Origin of the sequence: Streptococcus mitis ATCC 6249 (assembly GCF_000146585.1) — a bacterium.
GTDB lineage: Bacteria > Bacillota > Bacilli > Lactobacillales > Streptococcaceae > Streptococcus > Streptococcus mitis_AZ.
This window is the reverse complement of record NZ_GL397179.1, coordinates 1,120,297-1,141,784: the sequence shown is the minus strand read 5'-3', so window position 1 is coordinate 1,141,784 and position 21,488 is coordinate 1,120,297. Positions and strand designations below refer to the sequence as shown.

Sequence of the window (21,488 nt, the reverse complement as noted above, 5' to 3'; positions counted from 1 at the left end):
ATGGCAAGTAAAAGTAGTTGTTCGTAATAAAAGCAGTTCTTCGCAAAATGAAGAACTGCTTTTTGATTATGGTATAATGAAGTGAGGAAATAGAATATCCAACTTGAAAGTGAAGGGAGAACTCCTATGCCTAGACCAAAAACAAAAGAGGAGCTAGTGTTAGCCTCTAAGGAAAACTATGAAAAACTTAATCTCCTCATTTCTCAGTTGAGTGAAGAGGAGCTACAGACTCCTTTTGATTTTTCAAAAGACCAAAAGAAAAAAGAAGCTCACTGGAAAAGAGATAAAAATCTACGGGATGTTCTGATCCATCTCTATGAATGGCAGCAGTTACTTTTGACCTGGGTACATTCTAATCAAAAGGGACATGAAAGACCTTTTCTCCCTGAGCCTTATAATTGGAAAACTTATGGGGAAATGAATGTCGCTATTTGGAAGAAGCACCAGAAAAGGACTCTAGAAGAAGCGACTAGGCTACTAGAGCAATCGCATAAAGAGGTTTTAGAGTTGATGGAAGGTTTTAGCAATGACCAACTCTTTAACAAAGGTGTCTATAAGTGGACAGGAGGGACAAGTTTAGGTTCCTACTTTGTGAGTGCCACTTCCAGTCACTATGATTGGGCTCTGAAAAAACTCAAAGCTCATCAGAGAAATTGTAAGAATAGCTAGTTGAAGTGCTATTGAAATTCACCAAAGGTTCTTCTAAGCTTCGAATAGCTCCATTCTCGTGATTTTTGAACAATTCTAGCTTTAGAATCCTTCAAAAATTAAAATTTAAGGTTATCATAGACTTAGAATAGACCTAAAACATTTATTTTAATGTAATTCTAAGTTTAGAATTACAATGATATTAAAGTAATAGAGCTGTTCGATGCTTAGAATGTCTTGATTCTGAGAAATCTTGACTAGAAAATGCCTCGAATGGCTTTTTTCTGATATAGGTTGATAGATAGATGGGTGAGATGATGAACATACAAAAAGAGAAAGTTAGAAAAGAGTTGATGTCCCTCTGTTTGGGAGAGCTTACAGCCGTCCTATCCTTTTGGTTTTGTTTTTTCCTTTTGAAAAATCGGCTTGGTGATGTGAATAGTCTAGTAACCATTCTCTATCCTTTGTCTTTACTGACATTTATTTTGCTTCAAGGTTCAATCTATTGGGCGATTTTGATTAGAAGACTCTCGAAACCTCAGTTCGGAAGCGCTAGTGTCCCCAAACTATATGGTGGTTTCAGAATACTAGACCTTGTTTTACTTATTTCAGGCTTTCCTTTTATTGTCTGGAATACACAGAGTTTCCAAGTGGCTACTATAGCCACACTAATACAGCTTTTTGCCTTTATTGAATGGCTTAATTACTACCTCGTACGTCTATCTTATAGTTTGACCCCACTTGTTTTATGGAAACGAATTACTAAGGGAAAACTTGAAAAGAGCAGAATAGCCAAGGAGTTGGGGTAGGGGAAGTGAGATATTTGAAAGTATTTCAGTCCTTTAAATTAATTTAGATAAAGATAGTTACATATTTACAATAGGAAGATCTTTTAACAGAGTTTAATGAAAACTATGGCATCCATTCATAGAGTAAGTCGTCATCACGGTTGAAAAAAAGCAATCTTTACTTTAAAAAGTGGGTAAAAATAGCACTATGATTTCTTGCTCACTTTTTCTATTGTTTACGGATAAATAGGATATTAGTAAATATTTTTTATTATGGTATAATATGTCTAAATCTAATAAATTAATGAAGGGAAATTTATTAAAGTTAGAAGGATAAGTGAAGTAAATATGAACCATAATTTAAGTGCAAAATTAGGACTATTTTCCTTTGTAGAAGCTAACAATGTTATTATTCTAAAGCCTAGTGAATTAAAAGATGCTAAAATTCCAAGCGATCACCATCTCTACATGATAATTGGTATTACCAGAACTTTAATCTCAGGTTGCAGATATACTGATAGTCCTAATCCAGATCTGCTTGTAGAAGTAGAAACTAATAGTGGAAACAAAATTGAACTTACAATAAAAATACCGGAAGTTATTCGCAGTTTAGAAGTAAGTAGCGATAAGCGAAAATTATATATAAATGATGAGGAGTTTTTAATTTCAGATTTATTATTTAAAGTGAATAGACAAGTATTGGGTGAGATATTGTATATTGGGCAAGCAAAAGGTAATAAGGAATCTAGAAACACCGGAAAACGATTGATTAACCATGAAACTCTTCAAAAAATATTAGCTGATATAATTGATTCTAAGTTAGATTTCGACATACGCTTAATAAGTTTTTCTGTTAAGGAAGATTTGATGTGGACTAACCTTACTACGGAAAGCACCTCAAATGCTGAATTATCTGATATTTATGATATATCAGGTCATAGTTTTCAGATTAAAATACAAGAGTCTGATTTTATTAACTTAGTTGAAGCCAAACTTATTAATTATTTTAAACCTGCTTATAATGATAGATTTATACAGGGGAAAGTTCCTTCAAACAAACATACTTCTTATAGGCAATATTTAAAACGTTTCAATGATATGTCAATAAACTTATACGAGCTTTCTAAATTCGTATTTAAGAAAAATGGTCAATTCTTTTTTCCTCAAAAAGATATAATAAAATATGCTATCAATGAAACGGAGTATATAGATTTAATTGATAGATATATCGTATAATATTAAAAGAAATTTTAAAGATTAAAAAAAGTGCACCCCCAAGAAAGGAAATCTCTCAAATTGCCCTACAAATTTCTACTCTTCGACCTTGACCACACCTTGCTTGATTTTGATGCTGCTGAGGATGTGGCTTTGACGCAACTTCTAAAGGAAAAAGGAGTTGCGGACATTCAAGCCTATAAAGACTATTACGTTCCTATGAACAAGGCCCTCTGGAAGGACTTGGAGCAAAAGAAAATCAGTAAACAAGAACTGGTTAACACGCGCTTTTCTCGTTTATTTGCCCATTTTGGACAGGAAAAAGACGGTAGGTTACTTGCCCAGCGTTACCAATTTTATCTCGCTCAGCAGGGACAAACTCTTTCGGGCGCACATGAACTCTTGGACAGTCTCATCGAGCGTGATTATGAGCTGTACGCTGCGACAAATGGAATCACTGCCATTCAGACGGGTCGTTTGGCTCAATCAGGTCTGGCCCCCTATTTCAACCAAGTCTTTATCTCCGAACAATTACAAACACAAAAGCCTGACGCACTATTCTATGAAAAAATCGGTCAGCAGATTGCTGGCTTTAGCAAAGAAAAGACGCTGATGATTGGAGATTCCCTAACAGCTGATATTCAAGGTGGCAATAATGCTGGAATTGACACTATCTGGTACAATCCCCATCATCTGGAAAATAAGACACAAGCCCAGCCAACTTATGAAGTCCATTCTTATCAAGACTTGCTGGATTGTTTAGATGCTTTGTAGTGCTTTTCCTAAGAGGTATTGATATGGAAACTAAAGTCATTGAAGAGATCGACAACTTACTAAAGCTCATTGAGCAGTATCAGTTAGAAGGCGTGAATGCTCAAGTGAATTCGTTAAAAGAGTTAAAGTATATCATAAGCAATCATATAGAGTTAAGTACTCGAGAGAAGATGAATATCCACTATTCACTCTTTCTTCCTAGGGGTGGCTTATCTGAACTCTACTATATGGACGCTAATTTTGAACGGATGAAGTCTGTAAATAATCAACTTTCCAATGCTATTGATACAATCGAAAAGTTTCTAATAGCTGATTGATACTGTAAATACTAATGCCCAATACTAGGATAAATAGCAGTAGATATAAGAACTGTAAAAAGTGGTTTCCATAGCCACTTTTTGCTATAATAGAGGCAGTAAAAATGAAGGAGCAGGCTTTATGCAACACTCATCTTGGCATGCTTTGATTAAGGAGCAATTACCTGAAGGTTATTTTGGAAAAATCAATCAGTTTATGGAGCAGGTCTATACGCAAGGAACAGTTTATCCGCCTAAGGAAAAGGTTTTTCAGGCTCTATTGACAACACCTCTAGAGGAGGTTAAGGTGGTTATTCTGGGGCAGGATCCTTATCATGGACCAGGTCAGGCGCAAGGCTTGAGTTTTTCGGTTCCAGATGCTATTCCAGCTCCGCCATCCTTGCAAAATATATTGAAAGAATTAGCAGATGATATTGGAGTTAAAGCATCCCATGATTTGACCGCTTGGGCTGAGCAAGGAGTCTTACTTCTCAATGCTTGTTTGACCGTTCCTGCTGGCCAGGCCAATGGTCATGCTGGACATATATGGGAGCCCTTTACAGATGCTGTGATTCAGGTGGTCAATAATCTAGATAGACCAGTCGTTTTTGTACTTTGGGGAGCCTATGCACGTAAGAAGAAGGCCTTGGTTACAAATCCTCATCACTTGATTATCGAATCAGCCCATCCAAGTCCTTTATCTGTTTACAGAGGATTTTGGGGTTCCAAGCCTTTTTCCAAGGCCAATGCATTCTTAAGAGAGACAGGACAAGAGCCAATCAATTGGCTTAGATAAGGAGAAAATATGCCTCAGTTAGCGACGATTTGCTACATTGATAACGGAAAAGAACTGCTCATGCTCCATCGCAATAAAAAGCCCAATGATGTCCATGCTGGCAAATGGATTGGTGTGGGTGGTAAGCTAGAGCGAGGAGAGACGCCTCAGGAATGCGCGGCGCGTGAAATTCTCGAAGAAACAGGTCTAAAAGCCAAGCCTGTGCTAAAAGGCGTTATCACTTTTCCTGAATTTACGCCAGATTTAGACTGGTACACCTATGTGTTTAAGGTGACGGAGTTTGAGGGTGACTTGATTGACTGCAATGAGGGAACTTTAGAATGGGTTCCCTATGACGAGGTTTTGAGCAAGCCAACTTGGGAGGGTGATCACACTTTTGTTGAGTGGCTTTTAGAGGACAAACCTTTCTTTTCAGCCAAGTTTGTTTATGATGGGGATAAATTATTGGATACCCAAGTCGATTTCTATGAATAAAGGAGAAAGCAGATGCTACTAATCAAAAATGGTCGTGTAATGGATCCTAAGTCTGGTTTGGATCAAGTGTGTGATGTTTTGGTCCAAGATGGGAAAATTGTCAAAATTGCGTCTGAAATCAAGGAAGAAGGAGCTGAGGTGCTTGATGCTACTGGGCTTGTGGTTGCGCCTGGACTAGTGGATATTCATGTTCATTTCCGTGAACCTGGTCAGACCCACAAGGAGGACATCCATACCGGTGCTCTAGCTGCAGCAGCGGGTGGCTTTACAACAGTTGTCATGATGGCTAATACCAGTCCAACCATTTCGGATATAGAGACTCTTCAAGAAGTTCTCCAATCTGCTACCAAGGAAAAGATTAATGTCAAAACGGTTGCGACCATTACTAAGAATTTTAATGGGCAAGACCTGACAGACTTTAAGGCGCTTTTAGAAGCTGGAGCTGTTGGTTTTTCTGATGACGGTATTCCACTTGAAAGTAGTAAAGTTGTCAAGGAAGCCATGGAAAAAGCCAAAAAACTCAATACCTTTATCAGTCTTCACGAGGAAGATCCTGGTTTGAATGGAATTCTTGGATTTAACGAAAACATCGCTAAGGAACATTTCCATATTTGTGGTGCGACAGGGGTGGCAGAATACGCCATGATTGCGCGTGATGTTATGATTGCCTATGCAACCAAGGCCCATGTTCACATTCAGCATTTATCTAAGGAAGAAAGTGTCAAGGTAGTGGAGTTCGCTCAAGGTTTGGGAGCGCAAGTCACAGCAGAAGTAGCGCCACAGCATTTCTCTAAGACGGAAGCTCTCCTTTTGACACAAGGAAGCAATGCCAAAATGAATCCTCCGCTTCGTTTGGAGTCAGACCGTCGTGCCGTGATTGAAGGTCTTAAGTCGGGAGTCATCTCCGTAATCGCGACTGACCACGCGCCTCACCATGCAGATGAGAAAAATGTAGAAGATATCACCAAAGCGCCATCTGGTATGACTGGCTTAGAAACCTCTCTTTCTCTTGGTTTGACTTATTTGGTGGAAGCTGGTGAACTAAGCTTGATGGAATTACTAGAAAAAATGACTGTCAATCCGGCCAAACTTTACAACTTTGAAGCAGGCTACTTGGCTGAAAATGGTCCAGCGGACATCACTATCTTTGATGACAAGGCTGATCGTACTGTTGGTCCAAACTTCGCTTCAAAATCAGCCAATTCTCCATTTATCGGGGAAACTTTAAAAGGGCAGGTCAAATATACCATCTGCAAGGGACAAATTGTCTACCAAAACTAGATGGGACTCTGCTCTATAAACTATAAGAATAGAGAGCGTATATGTATCGAACCCATCAATTTAAAGATAAGTTTATTTTATTTCTTAAGATATTTTTTCCTATCCTGATTTATCAGTTTGCCAATTATTCTGCCTCTTTTGTCGATACAACCATGACGGGGCAGTACAATACCATGGACTTGGCTGGCGTTTCAACTGCAACGAGTCTATGGAATCCTTTCTTCACTTTTTTGACAGGGATTGTTTCGGCTATGGTTCCAATCATAGGCCATCATCTTGGACGAGGTAAAAAGGAAGAAGTAGCATCTGACTTCTACCAATTCATTTATTTAGCATTTGGATTGTCTTTGATTTTGCTCGGGATTGTGATTTTTTTCGCACCACCAGTCTTAAATCATATCGGCTTAGAAAATCAAGTGGCAGCTGTTTCGGTTTCTTATCTTTGGTACTTGTCTATCGGAATTATTCCCTTGCTGCTTTTCAGTGTTATCCGATCGTTACTTGATTCACTGGGCTTGACCAAGCTATCTATGTACCTCATGCTCTTATTACTACCTTTAAATTGTGGATTTAACTATTTGTTAATTTACGGTGCCTTTGGGTTTCCAGAGTTAGGGGGAGCAGGAGCAGGCTTAGGTACTTCCTTGGCTTACTGGTGTCTTCTCGGAATCTCTGTCATCATTCTTTTAAAGCAGAAAAAGTTAAAAGAGTTTCATTTGGCAAAACCACTTCCGCTTGATCTAGTGAAGATCAAAGAAGGGATTCGTTTGGGCTTACCAATCGGTGGTACAGTTTTTGCTGAGGTGATTATTTTTTCAGTCGTTGGTTTGATTATGGCAAAGTTTTCGTCTATGATTATTGCCAGCCACCAGTCAGCCATGAACTTCTCAACTCTCATGTATGCCTTTCCAGTAAGCATTTCTTCTGCTATGGCAATAGTGGTTTCTTATGAGGTTGGGGCAAAGCGTTTTGATGATGCCAAGACCTATATCAAAATTGGTCGTTGGATAGCGTTGATATTTGCAGGTTTTACCTTAAGCTTTCTCTATATCTTGAGAGATGCCGTAGCCAGTTTATATGGAAATAATCCAGACTTCATTAAACTAACATCTACCTTCCTAACCTATAGTCTATTTTTCCAGTTAGCTGACACTGTTGCAGCTCCTTTGCAAGGAATTCTCAGAGGTTACAAGGACACGGTTGTTCCCTTTTATCTTGGAGTAATTGCTTACTGGGCTGTGTCCATTCCATTAGGTTTATTCTTAGACCAAGTAACAACTTTGGGAGCCTATTCTTACTGGATTGGTTTAATAGCGAGTTTAGTCGTTAGTGCTATCCTCTATCAATGGCGCTTGCAAACGATCATGAAAAAAACAACTAATTTTTGGAAAATAAATTGAAAACAAGTTTGTGAAAAAAATATTCTAATTAAAGAAAACCCTGTTTCGTCGGGGATTTCTTTTTTGTGTTTTGTGAATTTTTCTTAACAAATACTTTGACAGCGTATACTAAAAAAGGTAAAATAGTAAGGTAAGAACAATGTTAGAAAGGCAAGATTATGTCAACTTTAGATAAAAATCTTTTGCTAGAGATGTTCCGTAAGATGGAAGAAATCCGTCGCATGGACTTAAAAATTGCTCAGTTAGTGAAGAAGGGAAAAGTCCCTGGTATGACTCACTTTTCTGTTGGAGAGGAAGCTGCTAACGTCGGAGCTATGCTGGCCCTCAATCCAGATGATCTGATCACCTCAAATCACCGTGGTCATGGTCAAGCTATCGCCAAAGGAATTGATCTCAACGGAATGATGGCTGAAATCCTTGGAAAGTACACTGGAACTTGTAAAGGAAAAGGTGGTTCCATGCACATTGCTGACCTTGATGCTGGTAACCTTGGTGCCAATGGTATCGTAGGTGGTGGTATGGGAATCGCTGTTGGTGCAGCCCTCAGTCAGCAAATGCAACATACTGGAAAAATTGTCGTTTGCTTCTTTGGGGATGGAGCGACTAACGAAGGTGTCTTCCACGAAGCAGTGAACATGGCTTCTATCTGGAACCTTCCAGTCATTTTCTATTGCATTAACAACGGTTACGGTATCTCTGCGGATATCAAGAAAATGACTAACGTGGAACATATCCATCACCGTAGCGCAGCTTATGGAATTCCTGGAATGTTTATTGAAGATGGAAACAACGTCATCGACGTTTATGAAGGATTTAAGAAAGCTGTAGACCACGTTCGTGGTGGCAATGGTCCAGTCTTGATTGAAAGTGTCACTTATCGCTGGCTTGGTCACTCATCATCTGACCCTGGTAAATATCGTACGCGCGAAGAAGTGGAATTGTGGAAACAAAAAGACCCAATTGAAAACCTCCGCAATTACCTTATTGAAAATAACATTGCTAGCGTTGAAGAATTGGAAGAAATCCAAGCACAAGTGAAAACAGCAGTAGAAGCTTCTGTTAAATTTGCTGAGGAAAGCCCATTCCCACCACTAGAATCAGCATTTGAAGATATTTACGCAGACTAAGGAGAAAGAGATAAAAATGGAAACAAAAACAATGTCCTTCCGTGACACCATTATCCTTGCTATGTCTGAGGAAATGCGTCGCGATGAAAATGTGTTCTTGATGGGAGAAGACGTCGGTGTCTTCGGAGGAGACTTCGGAACTTCTGTTGGAATGCTTGAAGAATTTGGTCCAGAACGTATCCGTGACTGTCCGATTTCTGAAGCTGCTATCTCTGGAGCAGCTGCTGGAGCAGCCATGACGGGACTTCGTCCAATCGTCGATATGACCTTTATGGATTTCTCAGTCATTGCCATGGACAATATCGTCAACCAAGCTGCTAAAACACGTTATATGTTTGGTGGTAAAGGCCAAGTTCCAATGACTGTCCGTTGTGCAGCTGGTAACGGAGTTGGTTCTGCCGCACAGCACTCGCAATCCCTAGAGTCTTGGTTCACTCACATTCCTGGACTTAAGGTTGTAGCACCAGGTACTCCTGCGGACATGAAAGGACTTCTCAAGTCTTCTATCCGTGATAATAACCCTGTTATCATTCTTGAATACAAGTCAGAATTTAACCAAAAAGGGGAAGTGCCAGTTGATCCAGACTATACAATCCCACTTGGAGTTGGGGAAATCAAACGCCAAGGTACGGATGTAACAGTTGTTACTTATGGAAAAATGCTTCGTCGTGTGGTTCAAGCTGCTGAGGAATTGGCAGAAGAAGGAATTTCGGTTGAAATTGTTGACCCACGTACCCTTGTACCGCTTGATAAGGATATCATCATTAACTCAGTTAAGAAGACTGGTAAGGTTGTTCTGGTTAACGATGCCCACAAAACAAGTGGCTATATCGGAGAGATTTCAGCTATCATTTCAGAATCAGAAGCATTTGACTATCTAGATGCGCCAATCCGCCGTTGCGCAGGAGAAGATGTACCAATGCCTTACGCACAAAACCTAGAAAATGCAATGATTCCAACAGTTGAAAGCATCAAAGATGCAATCCGTAAAACCTATAACAAAGAATAAAACTACATAAGATAAATTATGTAAACAATTGTTCTTTTTAACTTTAACAACATGAGATACATTTCGTATCCAACTTATTTGAAAAGTTGCGACAGACGGGAGTCGAATCGATTATATTCGACGAACGACTTAGTAAGTCTACTAGGTTGACCGCCTAATAGCGGCAACCGTAGTAACTTGAGACACGTTTCGTGTCCAAGTTACTTGTAGAGTTGAACACGGGCTAAAGTCTGTGTGAAAAAGATAAACTTTCCTAGAAACTAAAGTTTCTTCGTCAAGTTTCCTATTTTCACCTTGACTTTTTCGCCCTTGGTATCATGTAATTGAATTCGGACGGAGGTCTGTGAAAAAAAGATAGATTTCCTTGTGTTCATCGAACACATCGTCAATCTCCTATTTTTTCATTGTCCTCTTCGTCCTTAATATCTTAGTATAGAATTGGAGAGGTCATGGCTGATGACAAGCTAAGAGCGACTCCTGCGGCTAGAAAGTTAGCGGATGATCTAGGTATCAACCTCTACGACGTTTCTGGCTCAGGTGCAAACGGTCGTGTCCACAAAGAAGACGTGGAAACTTATAAAGACACAAATGTGGTTCGCATTTCGCCACTTGCAAAACGAATTGCCCTTGAACATAACATTGCTTGGCAGGAAATCCAAGGAACTGGTCATCGTGGTAAGATCATGAAGAAGGACGTTTTGGCCTTCCTTCCTGAAAATATCGAAAACGACACTATCAAGTCTCCTGCTCAAATCGAAAAAGTGGAAAAAGTTCCAGACAACATCACTCCTTATGGTGAGATTGAGCGTATTCCAATGACACCAATGCGTAAGGTAATCGCCCAACGTATGGTTGAATCCTACCTAACTGCGCCAACTTTCACGCTCAACTACGATGTCGATATGTCTGAAATGCTAGCTCTTCGTAAGAAGGTTCTTGAACCAATCATGGAAGCTACTGGTAAGAAAATCACGGTTACTGATCTTCTTTCACTGGCTGTTGTTAAGACATTAATGAAACATCCTTACATCAACGCTTCATTGACTGAAGATGCTAAGACCATTGTCACTCACAACTATGTCAACCTTGCTATGGCAGTTGGAATGGATAATGGATTGATGACACCTGTTGTTTACAATGCTGAAAAGATGAGCCTTTCAGAGTTGGTTGTAGCCTTCAAAGATGTCATTGGTCGTACCTTGGATGGTAAATTAGCTCCAAGTGAACTTCAAAATTCAACATTTACTATCAGTAACTTGGGAATGTTTGGCGTTCAATCTTTTGGTCCGATCATTAACCAACCCAACTCAGCTATTCTGGGTGTAAGTTCGACAATTGAGAAACCAGTTGTTGTTAATGGTGAGATTGTTATCCGACCAATCATGAGTTTAGGATTAACCATTGACCACCGTGTCGTAGATGGTATGGCTGGTGCTAAGTTTATGAAAGACTTGAAAGCCTTGATTGAGAATCCAATTTCAATGTTGGTTTAAGTCAGCTATTATTATTTTAGAGATTTAGAAGGAAGTAAGACATGGCCTTAGAAGTAATTATGCCAAAAGCCGGCGTAGATATGACAGAAGGACAAATCGTCCAATGGAATAAAAAAGTCGGAGAATTTGTAAAAGAAGGAGAAATCCTTTTGGAAATCATGACTGACAAAGTCAGTATGGAATTGGAAGCCGAAGAAGATGGATACTTGATTGCCATCCTTAAAGGAGATGGTGAAACTGTTCCAGTAACTGAAGTTATCGGTTATCTTGGCGAAGAAGGGGAAAACATCCCAACAGCTGGAGCTGCTGCACCAGAATCAAAACCTGCGCCTGCAGTTAGCGCCTCAAACGACGACGGTAAGAGCGATGATGCCTTTGATATCGTTGTGATTGGTGGAGGTCCTGCTGGATATGTAGCAGCCATTAAAGCTGCCCAACTCGGTGGGAAGGTTGCCCTTGTTGAGAAATCTGAACTCGGTGGAACGTGCTTGAACCGTGGATGTATCCCAACTAAGACCTACCTTCACAATGCTGAGATCATCGAAAACATCGGTCACGCAGCAAACCGTGGTATCGTCATCGAAAATCCAAACTTCACTGTAGATATGGACAAACTCCTTGAAACCAAGTCTAAGGTTGTTAATACTTTGGTTGGTGGAGTTGCAGGTCTTCTTCGTAGCTACGGAGTTACTGTTCATAAAGGAATTGGTACCATCACTAAAGACAAGAATGTCTTAGTTAATGGTTCAGAATTGCTTGAAACCAAGAAAATCATCCTTGCTGGTGGTTCAAAAGTCAGCAAGATCAATGTTCCTGGTATGGAATCTTCACTCGTGATGACAAGTGACGACATTCTTGAAATGAACGAAGTTCCAGAAAGCCTTGTTATCATCGGTGGTGGTGTTGTCGGTATCGAACTTGGTCAAGCCTTCATGACATTTGGCTCAAAAGTGACTGTTATCGAAATGATGGACCGTATCGTTCCAGCTATGGATGCGGAAGTTTCTAAGAACCTTCGCTTGATCCTTGAGCGTAAAGGAATGACCATCTTGACTGGTACTAAACTGCAAGAAATCGTCGAGGAAAATGGTCAACTTCGTATTAAAGTTGAAGGAAAAGATGATATCATCGCAAGCAAAGCGCTCCTTTCAATTGGTCGTGTGCCAGACCTCGAAGGAATTGGCGATGTTGAGTTTGAATTGGATCGTGGACGTATCAAGGTCAACGAATACATGGAAACTTCTGTTCCAGGTATCTATGCACCAGGTGATATCAATGGTACCAAGATGTTGGCTCACGCAGCCTTCCGTATGGGTGAAGTTGCCGCTGAAAATGCGCTTAAAGGAAATCACGTCGTAGCAAAACTCAACTTGACTCCTGCAGCCATCTACACTCTTCCTGAAGTAGCAGCAGTAGGTCTGACTGAAGAGCAGGCTCGTGAGAAATACGATGTTGCCATCGGTAAATTCAACTTTGCGGCTAATGGACGTGCTATTGCTTCTGATGCGGCTCAAGGTTTCGTAAAAGTCATTGCAGATAAGAAATACGGAGAAATCCTTGGTGTTCATATCATCGGTCCTGCAGCTGCAGAATTGATCAACGAAGCGTCAAGCATTATCGAAATGGAAATCACTGTTGAGGAAATGCTGAAGACCATCCACGGACATCCAACATACTCTGAAGTGATGTACGAAGCATTTGCAGATGTTCTAGGAATGGCTATCCATTCACCTAAGAAAAAATAAATAAGATTTTCAACTAAATTTTCTTAAAGTAGTACGGACGGCAGCGACCTCTATTAGAGTTCCATGCCTAAAAATTGAGCCTCTTGTCTCAATTTTTCCGAGAAATGTAACGATAACACGTTACATTTCTTTTTACCACTTTAGAAAATTGGATTGCTATGAACAGAATTTAAAAACTAAATTTTTGGAAATACTATGAAATATATTATCAATCATTCAAACGACACTGCCTTTAATATCGCCTTGGAAGAATATGCCTTTAAACACCTTTTGGATGAGGATCAAATCTTCCTACTTTGGATTAACAAGCCATCTATCATTGTTGGTCGTCACCAGAACACTATCGAAGAAATCAACCGTGATTATGTTCGCGAAAATGGCATTGAGGTAGTCCGCCGTATCAGTGGTGGTGGAGCTGTTTACCACGATTTAAATAATCTCAACTACACGATTATCTCAAAGGAAGATGAAAACAAGGCTTTTGACTTCAAGAGCTTCTCAACTCCGGTTATCAATACTTTGGCTCAACTTGGGGTTAAAGCTGAATTTACAGGTCGTAATGACCTTGAAATTGATGGTAAGAAGTTCTGTGGCAATGCCCAAGCCTATATCAACGGCCGTATCATGCACCACGGTTGCTTGCTCTTTGACGTTGATTTGTCAGTCCTCGCAAATGCCCTTAAGGTTTCAAAGGATAAATTTGAATCAAAAGGTGTGAAATCTGTTCGTGCTCGTGTAACCAATATTATCAATGAATTAACAGAAAAAATCACAGTCGAAGAATTCCGTGACTTACTCTTGGAATACATGAAAAAAGAGTATCCAGAGATGACAGAATACGTTTTTTCTGAGGAAGAATTGGCTGAAATCAATCGAATCAAGGATACTAAGTTCGGTACTTGGGACTGGAACTACGGTAAATCACCTGAATTTAACGTCCGTCGTGGAACAAAATTCACTAGTGGTAAGGTGGAAGTCTTTGCTAATGTTCTCGAATCAAAAATCCAAGACATCAAGATTTATGGGGATTTCTTTGGTATCGAAGATGTTGCAGCTGTAGAAGATGTCCTTCGTGGAGTGAAATACGAACGCGAAGATGTCCTTAAGGCGCTAGAAAGCATTGATATTACACGCTACTTTGCTGGTATCAGCCGTGAAGAAATTGCTGAAGCAGTGGTAGGATAAAAAGAAAAAAGAAGTTGCATATTTTAGCAACTTTTTTTAGATTTGTTTTACATAATTATTATTACGTATCAATCATAAGCTGTCCAAAGCATTCTTTTGTTCATCATTGACGATATGTGTATAGAGGTCAGTGACTTGTGTGCTGGCATGTCCTAATTGGTGGCTGACCAAAACTTGCGATTTAGTTGCATCATAGAGCCTAGTTGCTAGGGTATGGCGTAGTTTGTGGGGAGTTACACGGACTTTGAAGTCCTCAGAATACTTAGCAACCATTTTCTCAACGCTGGAAGCATCGATACGATTAGGAACTCCTCTGTAGAGAGTCAAAAAAAGGGCTGTATCTGTTTTTTCCGTCTTATAGCGTTGATTACGAATGGCGAGATAATTCTCTAGGTATGGCTTAGCAAAGGCTGCGACATTGACCGAGTCTCGTTTACCACCTTTTCGAGTGACATCGATAACCATCATTTTGAGATTGAGATCTCTTAGATCCAGATTAACAGCTTCAGATAAGCGGACACCTGAGGCCAAGAGAAGGGCAATAATGGCCAAATCTCGCTCCTTGTTCTTATTAAAGGAAGATAGAGCTCGGTTGGAGAGCTGTTGTGGGTACTCTTGGTCGATATAGGTTAGAAAACCTTCTGTTTCATCACCTAGAAAGAGTTTTTGCTTGATGTTTTCAGCTCTGGCAGCAAGAGTTTCTTTCTTTTTCTTTGTTGAAACTTTCTTCATTACATTACGATAGAAATAGGGCTCTCCTTGGTCGTTTTCAACTTCCTCAGTTAAATATTTGTAAAGACTGGAAAGTGCTGACAAGGTCCGATTGATAGTTGTCTGTGAAACGCCTTGTTTGGTTGTATTAGCATTCAGCAAAGGTCGTTCTCGTAGATAAAGAATAAAGGATTCCATGTCTTTCTTAGACATGTTTTCCAAGACCGATAAAGGAATATCAGCCATTTTATCAGCATTTGAAATCCCAGACTCTAAAACCCAGCTGAAAAATCGGTCATATTCCTTGAGGTATTCGTACAAGGTTGTAAAACTGTATGGAACAGCAAGCTTAGATTGGTAGTATTCCAGAACATACCAGGGCATGATTCGTTTTAGTTTGTCGATTCGTTCTAGCAAAATCTCACGTTTCATGATTTTCTCCATAAATTAGTCTACTAGTAGTATAGCATAGACTTATATATTTTTCAAGAAAATTATAGTTTTTCGGAAAGATGGTATAAGTGTTTGATGGATTCTAGAAAAAACAAAGACCTGGTTCCACAATCATAAGAAACAGGTCTTTTGTGTGTATCTAATCCGGCAATATGTTTATATTTTAATTTCTCTAAAATATTGCAATTGCCATTTTTGTGTTGCTTGAGCTGTTGTATTTAAATTTGAGCACCAAGGAGGATAAAATCGCATAGACATTTTTCCATTGCTATCTTTTGTCGACAGAATGTTTTTACGAATAGCCACCTCGTTTGGAATAATGAATAGTCCCCTCTTATCATTATCAATGATAACGATTATAAGTTCATTCCCTAAGTCCTCATTGGTATAAGGAATGTTCTTGTTGTTTTGGTCTTTTTTCCAAAAAACTGTAAAATATCCTTCTTTTTTTGGTGTTCTTTTTGCCAAGCGGCATCTTTTATACCCTTGCTCTTCCTTTATATTGATCAGAATACCTTCGTATTTTTCATTGTATTTTTCTTCAATGAAATCAAAATCACCATAAAAATTATATAAAACATCGAGTATTTTCATTATGATGTATGTCCTCCTTAGCAAATAACTTTTCCAAAGAATAATACTGTTTCCAACAAAATCAGCTACCGACTATGCACATCTTTTTTATGTACAACCATATAGCAGGATACCAAGATGACGAAGATTCTAATCAGGTAGGTTTCGTATTGATCAGTGTCTATGGTTAGCTGAGACAAGACGTTAATGATTGAATGTGTCATAACGCAAATCCAGAGATTCTTTGTTTTGATATAAAGAGCTGAGAGTATGAAAGAATTCGTCAGCAATCCAAATAAAAACGGTAGAATTTGCAGAGTTGCTAGGGAGCCATCTATGTAAAAGAACAACAGATGCCAAATCGCCCAGCTGAAAAAGGTTAGGATTGTTGAGTGAAAATACGGTAGCTTTTCTTGTAAAATTGGTTGAAAAGCATATCGCCATCCAATCTCTTCTATACCACCAAAGACAATAAATTTGAAGAACATCAAAAATGGGAGATACCAGCTAAATTCTATCATTTTCCCACCAAACATTAGAAAAGAAAAATCAAGGATAATAAGGAAAAAAGATAATAAATAGTGTTTATAACTGGTATGAATGTTCAAAAAATCGTTAACGATCCTCTTAAAAGGAATATGAAAATAGTGATTTGCAACAATTATTCCCCAAAGCGCTGAAGAAATCCCACCTAGAATGATTCCTAAAATAGTTAATAGATTGGACTGAACAGAAAAATGATTCAAGAGAAAGAAAAGGAGACAAACTGATACAATTTGGCTAAATGTGCCTAGCAAATATACCGCAATTGCCTTATTTCTTTTCATAGAGAATCCTTTCAATAATATTTTACGTAAAATAAATTATGTAAAAAACCTACAACAACAAATCTTTGACTTTTCCAATTTCACTTTTTGGGATCACTAGGTGAATCATATCACCCAGATACATTCTAGTTGAGCCGTTAACTGTTTGGCTCTTGCCATTATGGACTTGGGTGGTGATGAGTACGTTATGTGGCAGGTTAAGCTCGTGAACCTGTTTTCCTGCTATTTTATCTGATACAGGGATTTCAATGAGGGTGACTTCTCCTTCATCTGTCGCTTCTTCTGGTAGCATTTTTTCTAGCATGGCCTCATAGACTGGTGCTCCCTTGAGCAGATCCATGACGATGTAGGCGACCAAAGTCACTAAGCCCAGTGGCATGAGGTTACGAATATCTCCAACCATCTCAGTTACGAGGATCATGGCAGTTAAGGGAGCCTTGGAAATTGCCCCAAAGTAGCCACTCATTCCCAGAATGACAAATATAGGAAACTGCTCCTGACTGACAAGCCCAAGATTGACACAAATGACACCGACTAGGGCACCAAGTAAGGAACCAAGCGCCAAAATTGGTAGGAAAATTCCTCCTGGGAGGCCACTTCCATAACTAATCATGCTCCAAACAAAGCGAATAAAAAAGTAAGCTAATAGAACCTGAAAATTAAAATCTTGCTCAGTCAAAGAAAGAACGACCTGATTTCCACCACCAAGGATTTGTGGCAAGAAAATCCCGACTGGTATGATAAGGATAAAGGCCAGGATTGGATAATAAGCTTTATCCAAATGGATTTTTTGACCAATCCAGTCATAAATTCGACCTACATTGAGTACAGCCTTCTCATAGAGAAAACCAGAAAGCCCGAGAAAAACTCCCATAAGGAGGTAAATCCAATACTGGTCTAGGTTCATGAGAGGAATGTTGTCTGGCATATCCAGTACGGGTGTTAGACCAAATATGAGTAATGAGACAAAGTTTGCTACGATGCTGGCTGCTAGAGTCGAGACCCAGAAAAAGCGTGAAAAATGGTGATAGACTTCTTCTACAACAAAGAGGAGACCTGCAATCGGTGCATTAAATGCTGCTGCTAAACCTGCAGCAGCTCCACTGGCAATCAGGGAACGTTCCTCTACTGGGCTAGATTTGAGCCACTTGGCTATACCTTTACCACCGACCGCTCCAAGTTGAATACTTGGCCCTTCTCGACCTAGCATAAGGCCACTGGCAATAGCAAGAATACCTAATACATATTTCTTCCAGAGGACACTCCACCAGTTAAGAGTCATCAGTCCCTTTAGTTCGGCTTCGACTTGAGGAATTCCTGAACCCTTGATATCTTTTTCTGACCGAGTTAGTTTCGCACTGAGCCAGCAAACGATTACATAAAATAGACCAATGAGAAAAAGATTGCGCACTAGGTGCGCTTGATCTTGATAGAGCCCTTGTATCAGATGGAAACCCTTTTCGATTAAGAAACGAAAGGATCCGACGATTAGCCCGACGACGAGACCAACAATAATTCCTCGGCCAACTTGGGATAATATGGTGCTTGAGGCAAAGGCAAATTCTTTCTTGGAACTGAGTGTTTCTGACTGTTCCTCCATAATCATTTCCTCTTACTTGTCTTTCTTAGTTGAAACCAGTGTTTTGACTGGTTCAAAACTGGTTCGGTGAATTGGGGTGACACCTAGTTTTTCTAGTCCTTCTAGGTGTTTTGCTGTTCCATAACCTGCATTAGCCGTGAAATCATAGCCAGGATATTGCTGATCGTATTCCATCATCAATTCATCCCGTGTCACCTTGGCTACTATAGATGCAGCTGCGATAGAAAGGGAGTTAGCATCTCCCTTGATAATGGCTGTTTGGTAAATAGACAAATCCAGTTTCATGGCATCAATCAAGAGATGCTCAGGTTGTGGGGTTAACTGGGATATTGCTTCCTTCATGGCTAGTTTGGTTGCTTCATAGATATTGACTTGGTCAATGACTTGATTATCCATGATACCAATCCCGATTGCCAAGGCTTGGTCTTGAACAGCTTGATAAATTTCCAGATGTTTCTTTTTAGGGATTTTTTTGCTATCGTTGAGGCCTCTAATCTTACAATTTTTTGGCAAGATAACGGCTGCAGCGACTACAGGTCCAGCCAGAGGACCACGGCCAACCTCGTCAACACCTGCAATTAGAGTCAATCCTCGCTTATAAAGTTCTTTTTCATAGGAAAGCATGTTTTCTAGACGAAGATTTTCCTCAAGTTCAGCCTGAATGACTCTTTTCCGCTTGCTGATTTCCTTTTGAACTCCAGTTCGGCTATCTTTTTCCAGTTCAAGAAAAAGGGGATTGTCTAAGTCTTTGACCGTAGCAAGAAGTTCTTTGATTTCTTTAATAGTCGTCATCGATGTCGTCCAATGTATCTAAGGTGTAGTTACCGAGTTTTCCATCACGAACTTCCTTCACGAAGAGGCTGTAAAAACGGTCGTAGTCGTCTCGGAAACCGAGAGCACGTGTCATATCCATGATGATAACAGGAGCATCTTCTTCAATTTTCATTTGTTTGAAGCGTTCAGCTAGCTTATCTGGATAATGTTTTTTGAAATAATTGAGACCAAAAATGGTGACTTCATCCATTGGAAGCAACTGGTCTTTAATAGCTCCAGTTAGGGCTAGTTTCAGTGCGACAGCATCATCTTCAAACTTAGGCCAAAGAATCCCTGGTGTGTCTAGGATTTCAAGGTCTTTATTGGTTTTGAGCCATTGTTGCCCCTTGGTAACACCTGGTTTATTGCCGACCACCGCAATCTTTTTCCCAGCCAAACGGTTCATGAGGGTTGATTTGCCAGCATTTGGAATTCCGATAATCATGGTACGCAAAGTTTCAATTTTTATACCGCGTTCTTTTTGGCGCGCAATTTTATCAGCCATAAGCTTTTTCGCTGCATCTGTCACAACTTTTACGGTAACATGCTCTTTGGAGTTGATGGCCAGAGTTTGAATCCCTTGTGATTCAAAGTACTGACGCCATTCTTTTGTCATTACTGGATCAGCCAGATCAGCCTTATTTAAAATCAAGAGTTTGGGTTTATCACCCACAATCTTGTTTAACATAGGATTTTGACTAGATAAAGGTAGGCGAGCATCCACCAAAATCGTCACAAAATCAACAAATTTTAAATTCTCCTGAACTTGTCGCCGAGCCTTTGACATGTGGCCCGGAAACCATTGAATAGTAGCCATAATAATTCCCCTTCCGACTAAAAAAAACGTGATAAAAACGTTTTCTTTCTTACCATCTATTCTATCATAAATGTTCCCTCTTTGCATAGGCTTTTGTCTACAAAAATGAGTATATATAGTAAAAATGTTTGCATAAATAATGTATTGTTATATCAAAGTACGAGAAAAATACCTATCAAGTCATATTGACGATAGGTATTTTTCTTATAAGAGTATTCTTGAGAGAAAAGGGCTGATACAATTTGTGACAATAGTTTCACTCCAGAAAATTTGCGCTGGGGATAAATAATCAGCTCTTAAACATTTCTTTAAAAATTCAGCAGCTTGTTCCGGAGCAATCTCAAATTCAAAGGCTTTCATCTTGTAGAAAAAATCGATGAGATGCTCAGATAAGTAATCATCTGAAAAGGCTACTTCTCCACTTTTTCGAAATTCTAATAAGAGTCGAGCAAATCTGGCTTTTTCATCAGGCAAATCACGAAAATAAGAATTTATTAGCAAAATTTGTTTTTGCTTTCGTTCAATAGGATCTTGGTTCGTAATTCGTTGCTCTTTTTCAAGCTCTTTTTGATTTTGCTTTGCCTTGAGAGCTCGTTCTTCTCTATTCTTTCCAAAAAGAATTTTTTCCCATTTTCGTTCTTCTTGTGTGAGAGTTTCTGTAAAGCCAAAGTAATCTTGATAGGCGCGTTCAGCGGGTCCCATGGCGAGGATGAGATTATCTGCGTATTGCTTGGCGATTTTATCTCTTTTCTTACGTTCTTTCTCTGCCTGAATTCGTAAATGCTGCTCGTAGTCTATTTTCTCCTTACCTAGCTTGACAAGGTAGAGTTGGTCATCAGACTTTCCAAGTAGAAATGGTTTGATACACTTTTCCAGCACTTCTTCCATACGCGCCTTCTTTTTAGGTTCCGCCTTGGTCCAACTTCCACCTTGAAAAACTTCTAGGAAAAGCTGGTAATCTTTCTCAGGTGCAAATTGATTGCCACGATTGGCTTTGAAAACACCTTTTTCCCAAAACCATTTTAAAAGTCGTTCGTCAAAATCGCTTTTATTTACCTTGATTTTTCCCTTTTTCTGAGCCTTTCTGATTAGGTTTTCAACTTTTCTGAGTAGTTTTTCTTCCACTTCTAGTTGCTGGTCGAGGCTAATACGATGAAAATGGCGAACACAATCGCTGCCAATCGGAAAGAGGCGTTGGCCTGTAACAGTATTAAAGAGTTCGTAAGAGTATTTTATGGCATTTCCACAGATACAATTACTACGCCCAATACCATTAAAAATCAAGGAAACTTCATTCCATTCCTTGGTAGCTTGATCCCAAGTATCGGCTTTTGACGCCTGTAAAACCGCATCGTGCAGAGATTTTCTAACTGGAAGTGGCATGAGGTTTCCTTTCTAATACTCAATGAAAATCAAAGAGTAAACTAGGAAGCTAGCCGCAGGCTGTACTTGAGTACGGCAAG

The 21,488-nt window shown here is 39.5% G+C and carries 21 protein-coding genes; 14 read left to right on the top strand and 7 right to left on the bottom strand.

Annotated features, from left to right (window positions below):
- Window positions 1-126: 126 nt before the first annotated feature.
- The 14 genes from HMPREF8571_RS07325 (at window position 127) to HMPREF8571_RS07260 (ending at window position 14,231) form a co-directional block, all read left to right on the top strand.
- Entirely contained in the window at window positions 127-669 is a 543-nt protein-coding gene (locus HMPREF8571_RS07325) for a ClbS/DfsB family four-helix bundle protein (protein ID WP_001137899.1), read from the top strand.
- 284 nt (window positions 670-953) lie between these two features.
- Window positions 954-1,457 (top strand): hypothetical protein, encoded by a 504-nt coding sequence (locus HMPREF8571_RS07320; protein ID WP_004240154.1) that lies wholly within the window; start codon window positions 954-956, stop codon window positions 1,455-1,457.
- Window positions 1,458-1,784: 327 nt separating this feature from the next.
- Entirely contained in the window at window positions 1,785-2,672 is an 888-nt protein-coding gene (locus HMPREF8571_RS07315) for a hypothetical protein (RefSeq protein WP_001016296.1), read from the top strand.
- A gap of 60 nt (window positions 2,673-2,732) precedes the next feature.
- Window positions 2,733-3,425, top strand: coding sequence for a YjjG family noncanonical pyrimidine nucleotidase (locus HMPREF8571_RS07310; protein WP_001146406.1), 693 nt, complete (start codon window positions 2,733-2,735; stop codon window positions 3,423-3,425).
- Window positions 3,426-3,448: 23 nt separating this feature from the next.
- Window positions 3,449-3,742, top strand: a complete 294-nt coding sequence (locus tag HMPREF8571_RS07305) for a hypothetical protein (RefSeq protein ID WP_000448756.1) — start codon at window positions 3,449-3,451, stop codon at window positions 3,740-3,742.
- 121 nt (window positions 3,743-3,863) lie between these two features.
- Window positions 3,864-4,517, top strand: a complete 654-nt coding sequence (locus HMPREF8571_RS07300) for a uracil-DNA glycosylase (RefSeq protein ID WP_001164854.1) — start codon at window positions 3,864-3,866, stop codon at window positions 4,515-4,517.
- A gap of 9 nt (window positions 4,518-4,526) precedes the next feature.
- Window positions 4,527-4,991 (top strand): NUDIX hydrolase, encoded by a 465-nt coding sequence (locus HMPREF8571_RS07295; protein WP_001135756.1) that lies wholly within the window; start codon window positions 4,527-4,529, stop codon window positions 4,989-4,991.
- A gap of 12 nt (window positions 4,992-5,003) precedes the next feature.
- Window positions 5,004-6,272: a dihydroorotase gene (locus HMPREF8571_RS07290; protein ID WP_000924523.1), complete on the top strand. Its 1,269-nt coding sequence runs from the start codon at window positions 5,004-5,006 to the stop codon at window positions 6,270-6,272.
- Between the two features lie 41 nt (window positions 6,273-6,313).
- Window positions 6,314-7,672, top strand: coding sequence for an MATE family efflux transporter (locus tag HMPREF8571_RS07285; RefSeq protein WP_000286289.1), 1,359 nt, complete (start codon window positions 6,314-6,316; stop codon window positions 7,670-7,672).
- A 158-nt stretch (window positions 7,673-7,830) separates the two neighbouring features.
- Window positions 7,831-8,799: a thiamine pyrophosphate-dependent dehydrogenase E1 component subunit alpha gene (locus HMPREF8571_RS07280; protein ID WP_000105352.1), complete on the top strand. Its 969-nt coding sequence runs from the start codon at window positions 7,831-7,833 to the stop codon at window positions 8,797-8,799.
- Between the two features lie 16 nt (window positions 8,800-8,815).
- Window positions 8,816-9,808 (top strand): alpha-ketoacid dehydrogenase subunit beta, encoded by a 993-nt coding sequence (locus HMPREF8571_RS07275; protein ID WP_000448706.1) that lies wholly within the window; start codon window positions 8,816-8,818, stop codon window positions 9,806-9,808.
- 449 nt (window positions 9,809-10,257) lie between these two features.
- Window positions 10,258-11,301, top strand: coding sequence for a dihydrolipoamide acetyltransferase (locus HMPREF8571_RS07270; protein WP_000752694.1), 1,044 nt, complete (start codon window positions 10,258-10,260; stop codon window positions 11,299-11,301).
- Window positions 11,302-11,342: 41 nt separating this feature from the next.
- Window positions 11,343-13,046 (top strand): dihydrolipoyl dehydrogenase, encoded by a 1,704-nt coding sequence (gene lpdA, locus HMPREF8571_RS07265; protein WP_001162883.1) that lies wholly within the window; start codon window positions 11,343-11,345, stop codon window positions 13,044-13,046.
- A gap of 195 nt (window positions 13,047-13,241) precedes the next feature.
- Window positions 13,242-14,231, top strand: coding sequence for a lipoate--protein ligase (locus HMPREF8571_RS07260; RefSeq protein ID WP_000873996.1), 990 nt, complete (start codon window positions 13,242-13,244; stop codon window positions 14,229-14,231).
- 72 nt (window positions 14,232-14,303) lie between these two features.
- Here HMPREF8571_RS07260 and xerS read toward each other — a convergent pair whose 3' ends face one another.
- The 7 genes from xerS to HMPREF8571_RS07225 all read right to left on the bottom strand — a co-directional run bounded on the left by xerS (window position 14,304) and on the right by HMPREF8571_RS07225 (window position 21,408).
- A complete protein-coding gene (gene xerS, locus HMPREF8571_RS07255; RefSeq protein ID WP_000817892.1) occupies window positions 14,304-15,374 on the bottom strand; it encodes a tyrosine recombinase XerS in 1,071 nt (356 codons plus the stop codon).
- 177 nt (window positions 15,375-15,551) lie between these two features.
- Window positions 15,552-15,989, bottom strand: coding sequence for a MepB family protein (locus HMPREF8571_RS07250; RefSeq protein ID WP_000697142.1), 438 nt, complete (start codon window positions 15,987-15,989; stop codon window positions 15,552-15,554).
- A 65-nt stretch (window positions 15,990-16,054) separates the two neighbouring features.
- Entirely contained in the window at window positions 16,055-16,795 is a 741-nt protein-coding gene (locus HMPREF8571_RS07245; RefSeq protein WP_000827858.1) for a CPBP family intramembrane glutamic endopeptidase, read from the bottom strand.
- A 49-nt stretch (window positions 16,796-16,844) separates the two neighbouring features.
- Entirely contained in the window at window positions 16,845-18,395 is a 1,551-nt protein-coding gene (locus HMPREF8571_RS07240; protein WP_000392578.1) for a ClC family H(+)/Cl(-) exchange transporter, read from the bottom strand.
- Between the two features lie 12 nt (window positions 18,396-18,407).
- Complete coding sequence (locus tag HMPREF8571_RS07235; protein WP_000207516.1) at window positions 18,408-19,187, bottom strand: ribonuclease HII; 780 nt, start codon at window positions 19,185-19,187, stop codon at window positions 18,408-18,410.
- Window positions 19,174-20,025 (bottom strand): ribosome biogenesis GTPase YlqF, encoded by an 852-nt coding sequence (gene ylqF, locus HMPREF8571_RS07230; RefSeq protein WP_000201293.1) that lies wholly within the window; start codon window positions 20,023-20,025, stop codon window positions 19,174-19,176. Before ylqF ends, HMPREF8571_RS07235 begins: the two co-directional genes overlap by 14 nt.
- A gap of 204 nt (window positions 20,026-20,229) precedes the next feature.
- Complete coding sequence (locus HMPREF8571_RS07225) at window positions 20,230-21,408, bottom strand: hypothetical protein (RefSeq protein WP_001130895.1); 1,179 nt, start codon at window positions 21,406-21,408, stop codon at window positions 20,230-20,232.
- Window positions 21,409-21,488: the final 80 nt, after the last annotated feature.

Excerpts from the sequence above, each read along its gene's own strand:
- HMPREF8571_RS07290 (WP_000924523.1), top strand. The coding sequence starts at position 5,004 with ATGCTACTAATCAAAAATGGTCGTGTAATGGATCCTAAGTCTGGTTTG.
- HMPREF8571_RS07285 (WP_000286289.1), top strand. The coding sequence starts at position 6,314 with ATGTATCGAACCCATCAATTTAAAGATAAGTTTATTTTATTTCTTAAG.
- HMPREF8571_RS07300 (WP_001164854.1), top strand. The coding sequence starts at position 3,864 with ATGCAACACTCATCTTGGCATGCTTTGATTAAGGAGCAATTACCTGAA.
- HMPREF8571_RS07305 (WP_000448756.1), top strand. The coding sequence starts at position 3,449 with ATGGAAACTAAAGTCATTGAAGAGATCGACAACTTACTAAAGCTCATT.
- HMPREF8571_RS07225 (WP_001130895.1), bottom strand. The coding sequence starts at position 21,408 with ATGCCACTTCCAGTTAGAAAATCTCTGCACGATGCGGTTTTACAGGCG.
- HMPREF8571_RS07295 (WP_001135756.1), top strand. The coding sequence starts at position 4,527 with ATGCCTCAGTTAGCGACGATTTGCTACATTGATAACGGAAAAGAACTG.
- HMPREF8571_RS07275 (WP_000448706.1), top strand. The coding sequence starts at position 8,816 with ATGGAAACAAAAACAATGTCCTTCCGTGACACCATTATCCTTGCTATG.
- HMPREF8571_RS07245 (WP_000827858.1), bottom strand. The coding sequence starts at position 16,795 with ATGAAAAGAAATAAGGCAATTGCGGTATATTTGCTAGGCACATTTAGC.
- HMPREF8571_RS07320 (WP_004240154.1), top strand. The coding sequence starts at position 954 with ATGGGTGAGATGATGAACATACAAAAAGAGAAAGTTAGAAAAGAGTTG.
- HMPREF8571_RS07235 (WP_000207516.1), bottom strand. The coding sequence starts at position 19,187 with ATGACGACTATTAAAGAAATCAAAGAACTTCTTGCTACGGTCAAAGAC.
- HMPREF8571_RS07280 (WP_000105352.1), top strand. The coding sequence starts at position 7,831 with ATGTCAACTTTAGATAAAAATCTTTTGCTAGAGATGTTCCGTAAGATG.
- HMPREF8571_RS07270 (WP_000752694.1), top strand. The coding sequence starts at position 10,258 with ATGGCTGATGACAAGCTAAGAGCGACTCCTGCGGCTAGAAAGTTAGCG.
- HMPREF8571_RS07315 (WP_001016296.1), top strand. The coding sequence starts at position 1,785 with ATGAACCATAATTTAAGTGCAAAATTAGGACTATTTTCCTTTGTAGAA.
- HMPREF8571_RS07260 (WP_000873996.1), top strand. The coding sequence starts at position 13,242 with ATGAAATATATTATCAATCATTCAAACGACACTGCCTTTAATATCGCC.
- xerS (WP_000817892.1), bottom strand. The coding sequence starts at position 15,374 with ATGAAACGTGAGATTTTGCTAGAACGAATCGACAAACTAAAACGAATC.
- HMPREF8571_RS07240 (WP_000392578.1), bottom strand. The coding sequence starts at position 18,395 with ATGGAGGAACAGTCAGAAACACTCAGTTCCAAGAAAGAATTTGCCTTT.
- ylqF (WP_000201293.1), bottom strand. The coding sequence starts at position 20,025 with ATGGCTACTATTCAATGGTTTCCGGGCCACATGTCAAAGGCTCGGCGA.
- HMPREF8571_RS07250 (WP_000697142.1), bottom strand. The coding sequence starts at position 15,989 with ATGAAAATACTCGATGTTTTATATAATTTTTATGGTGATTTTGATTTC.
- lpdA (WP_001162883.1), top strand. The coding sequence starts at position 11,343 with ATGGCCTTAGAAGTAATTATGCCAAAAGCCGGCGTAGATATGACAGAA.
- HMPREF8571_RS07325 (WP_001137899.1), top strand. The coding sequence starts at position 127 with ATGCCTAGACCAAAAACAAAAGAGGAGCTAGTGTTAGCCTCTAAGGAA.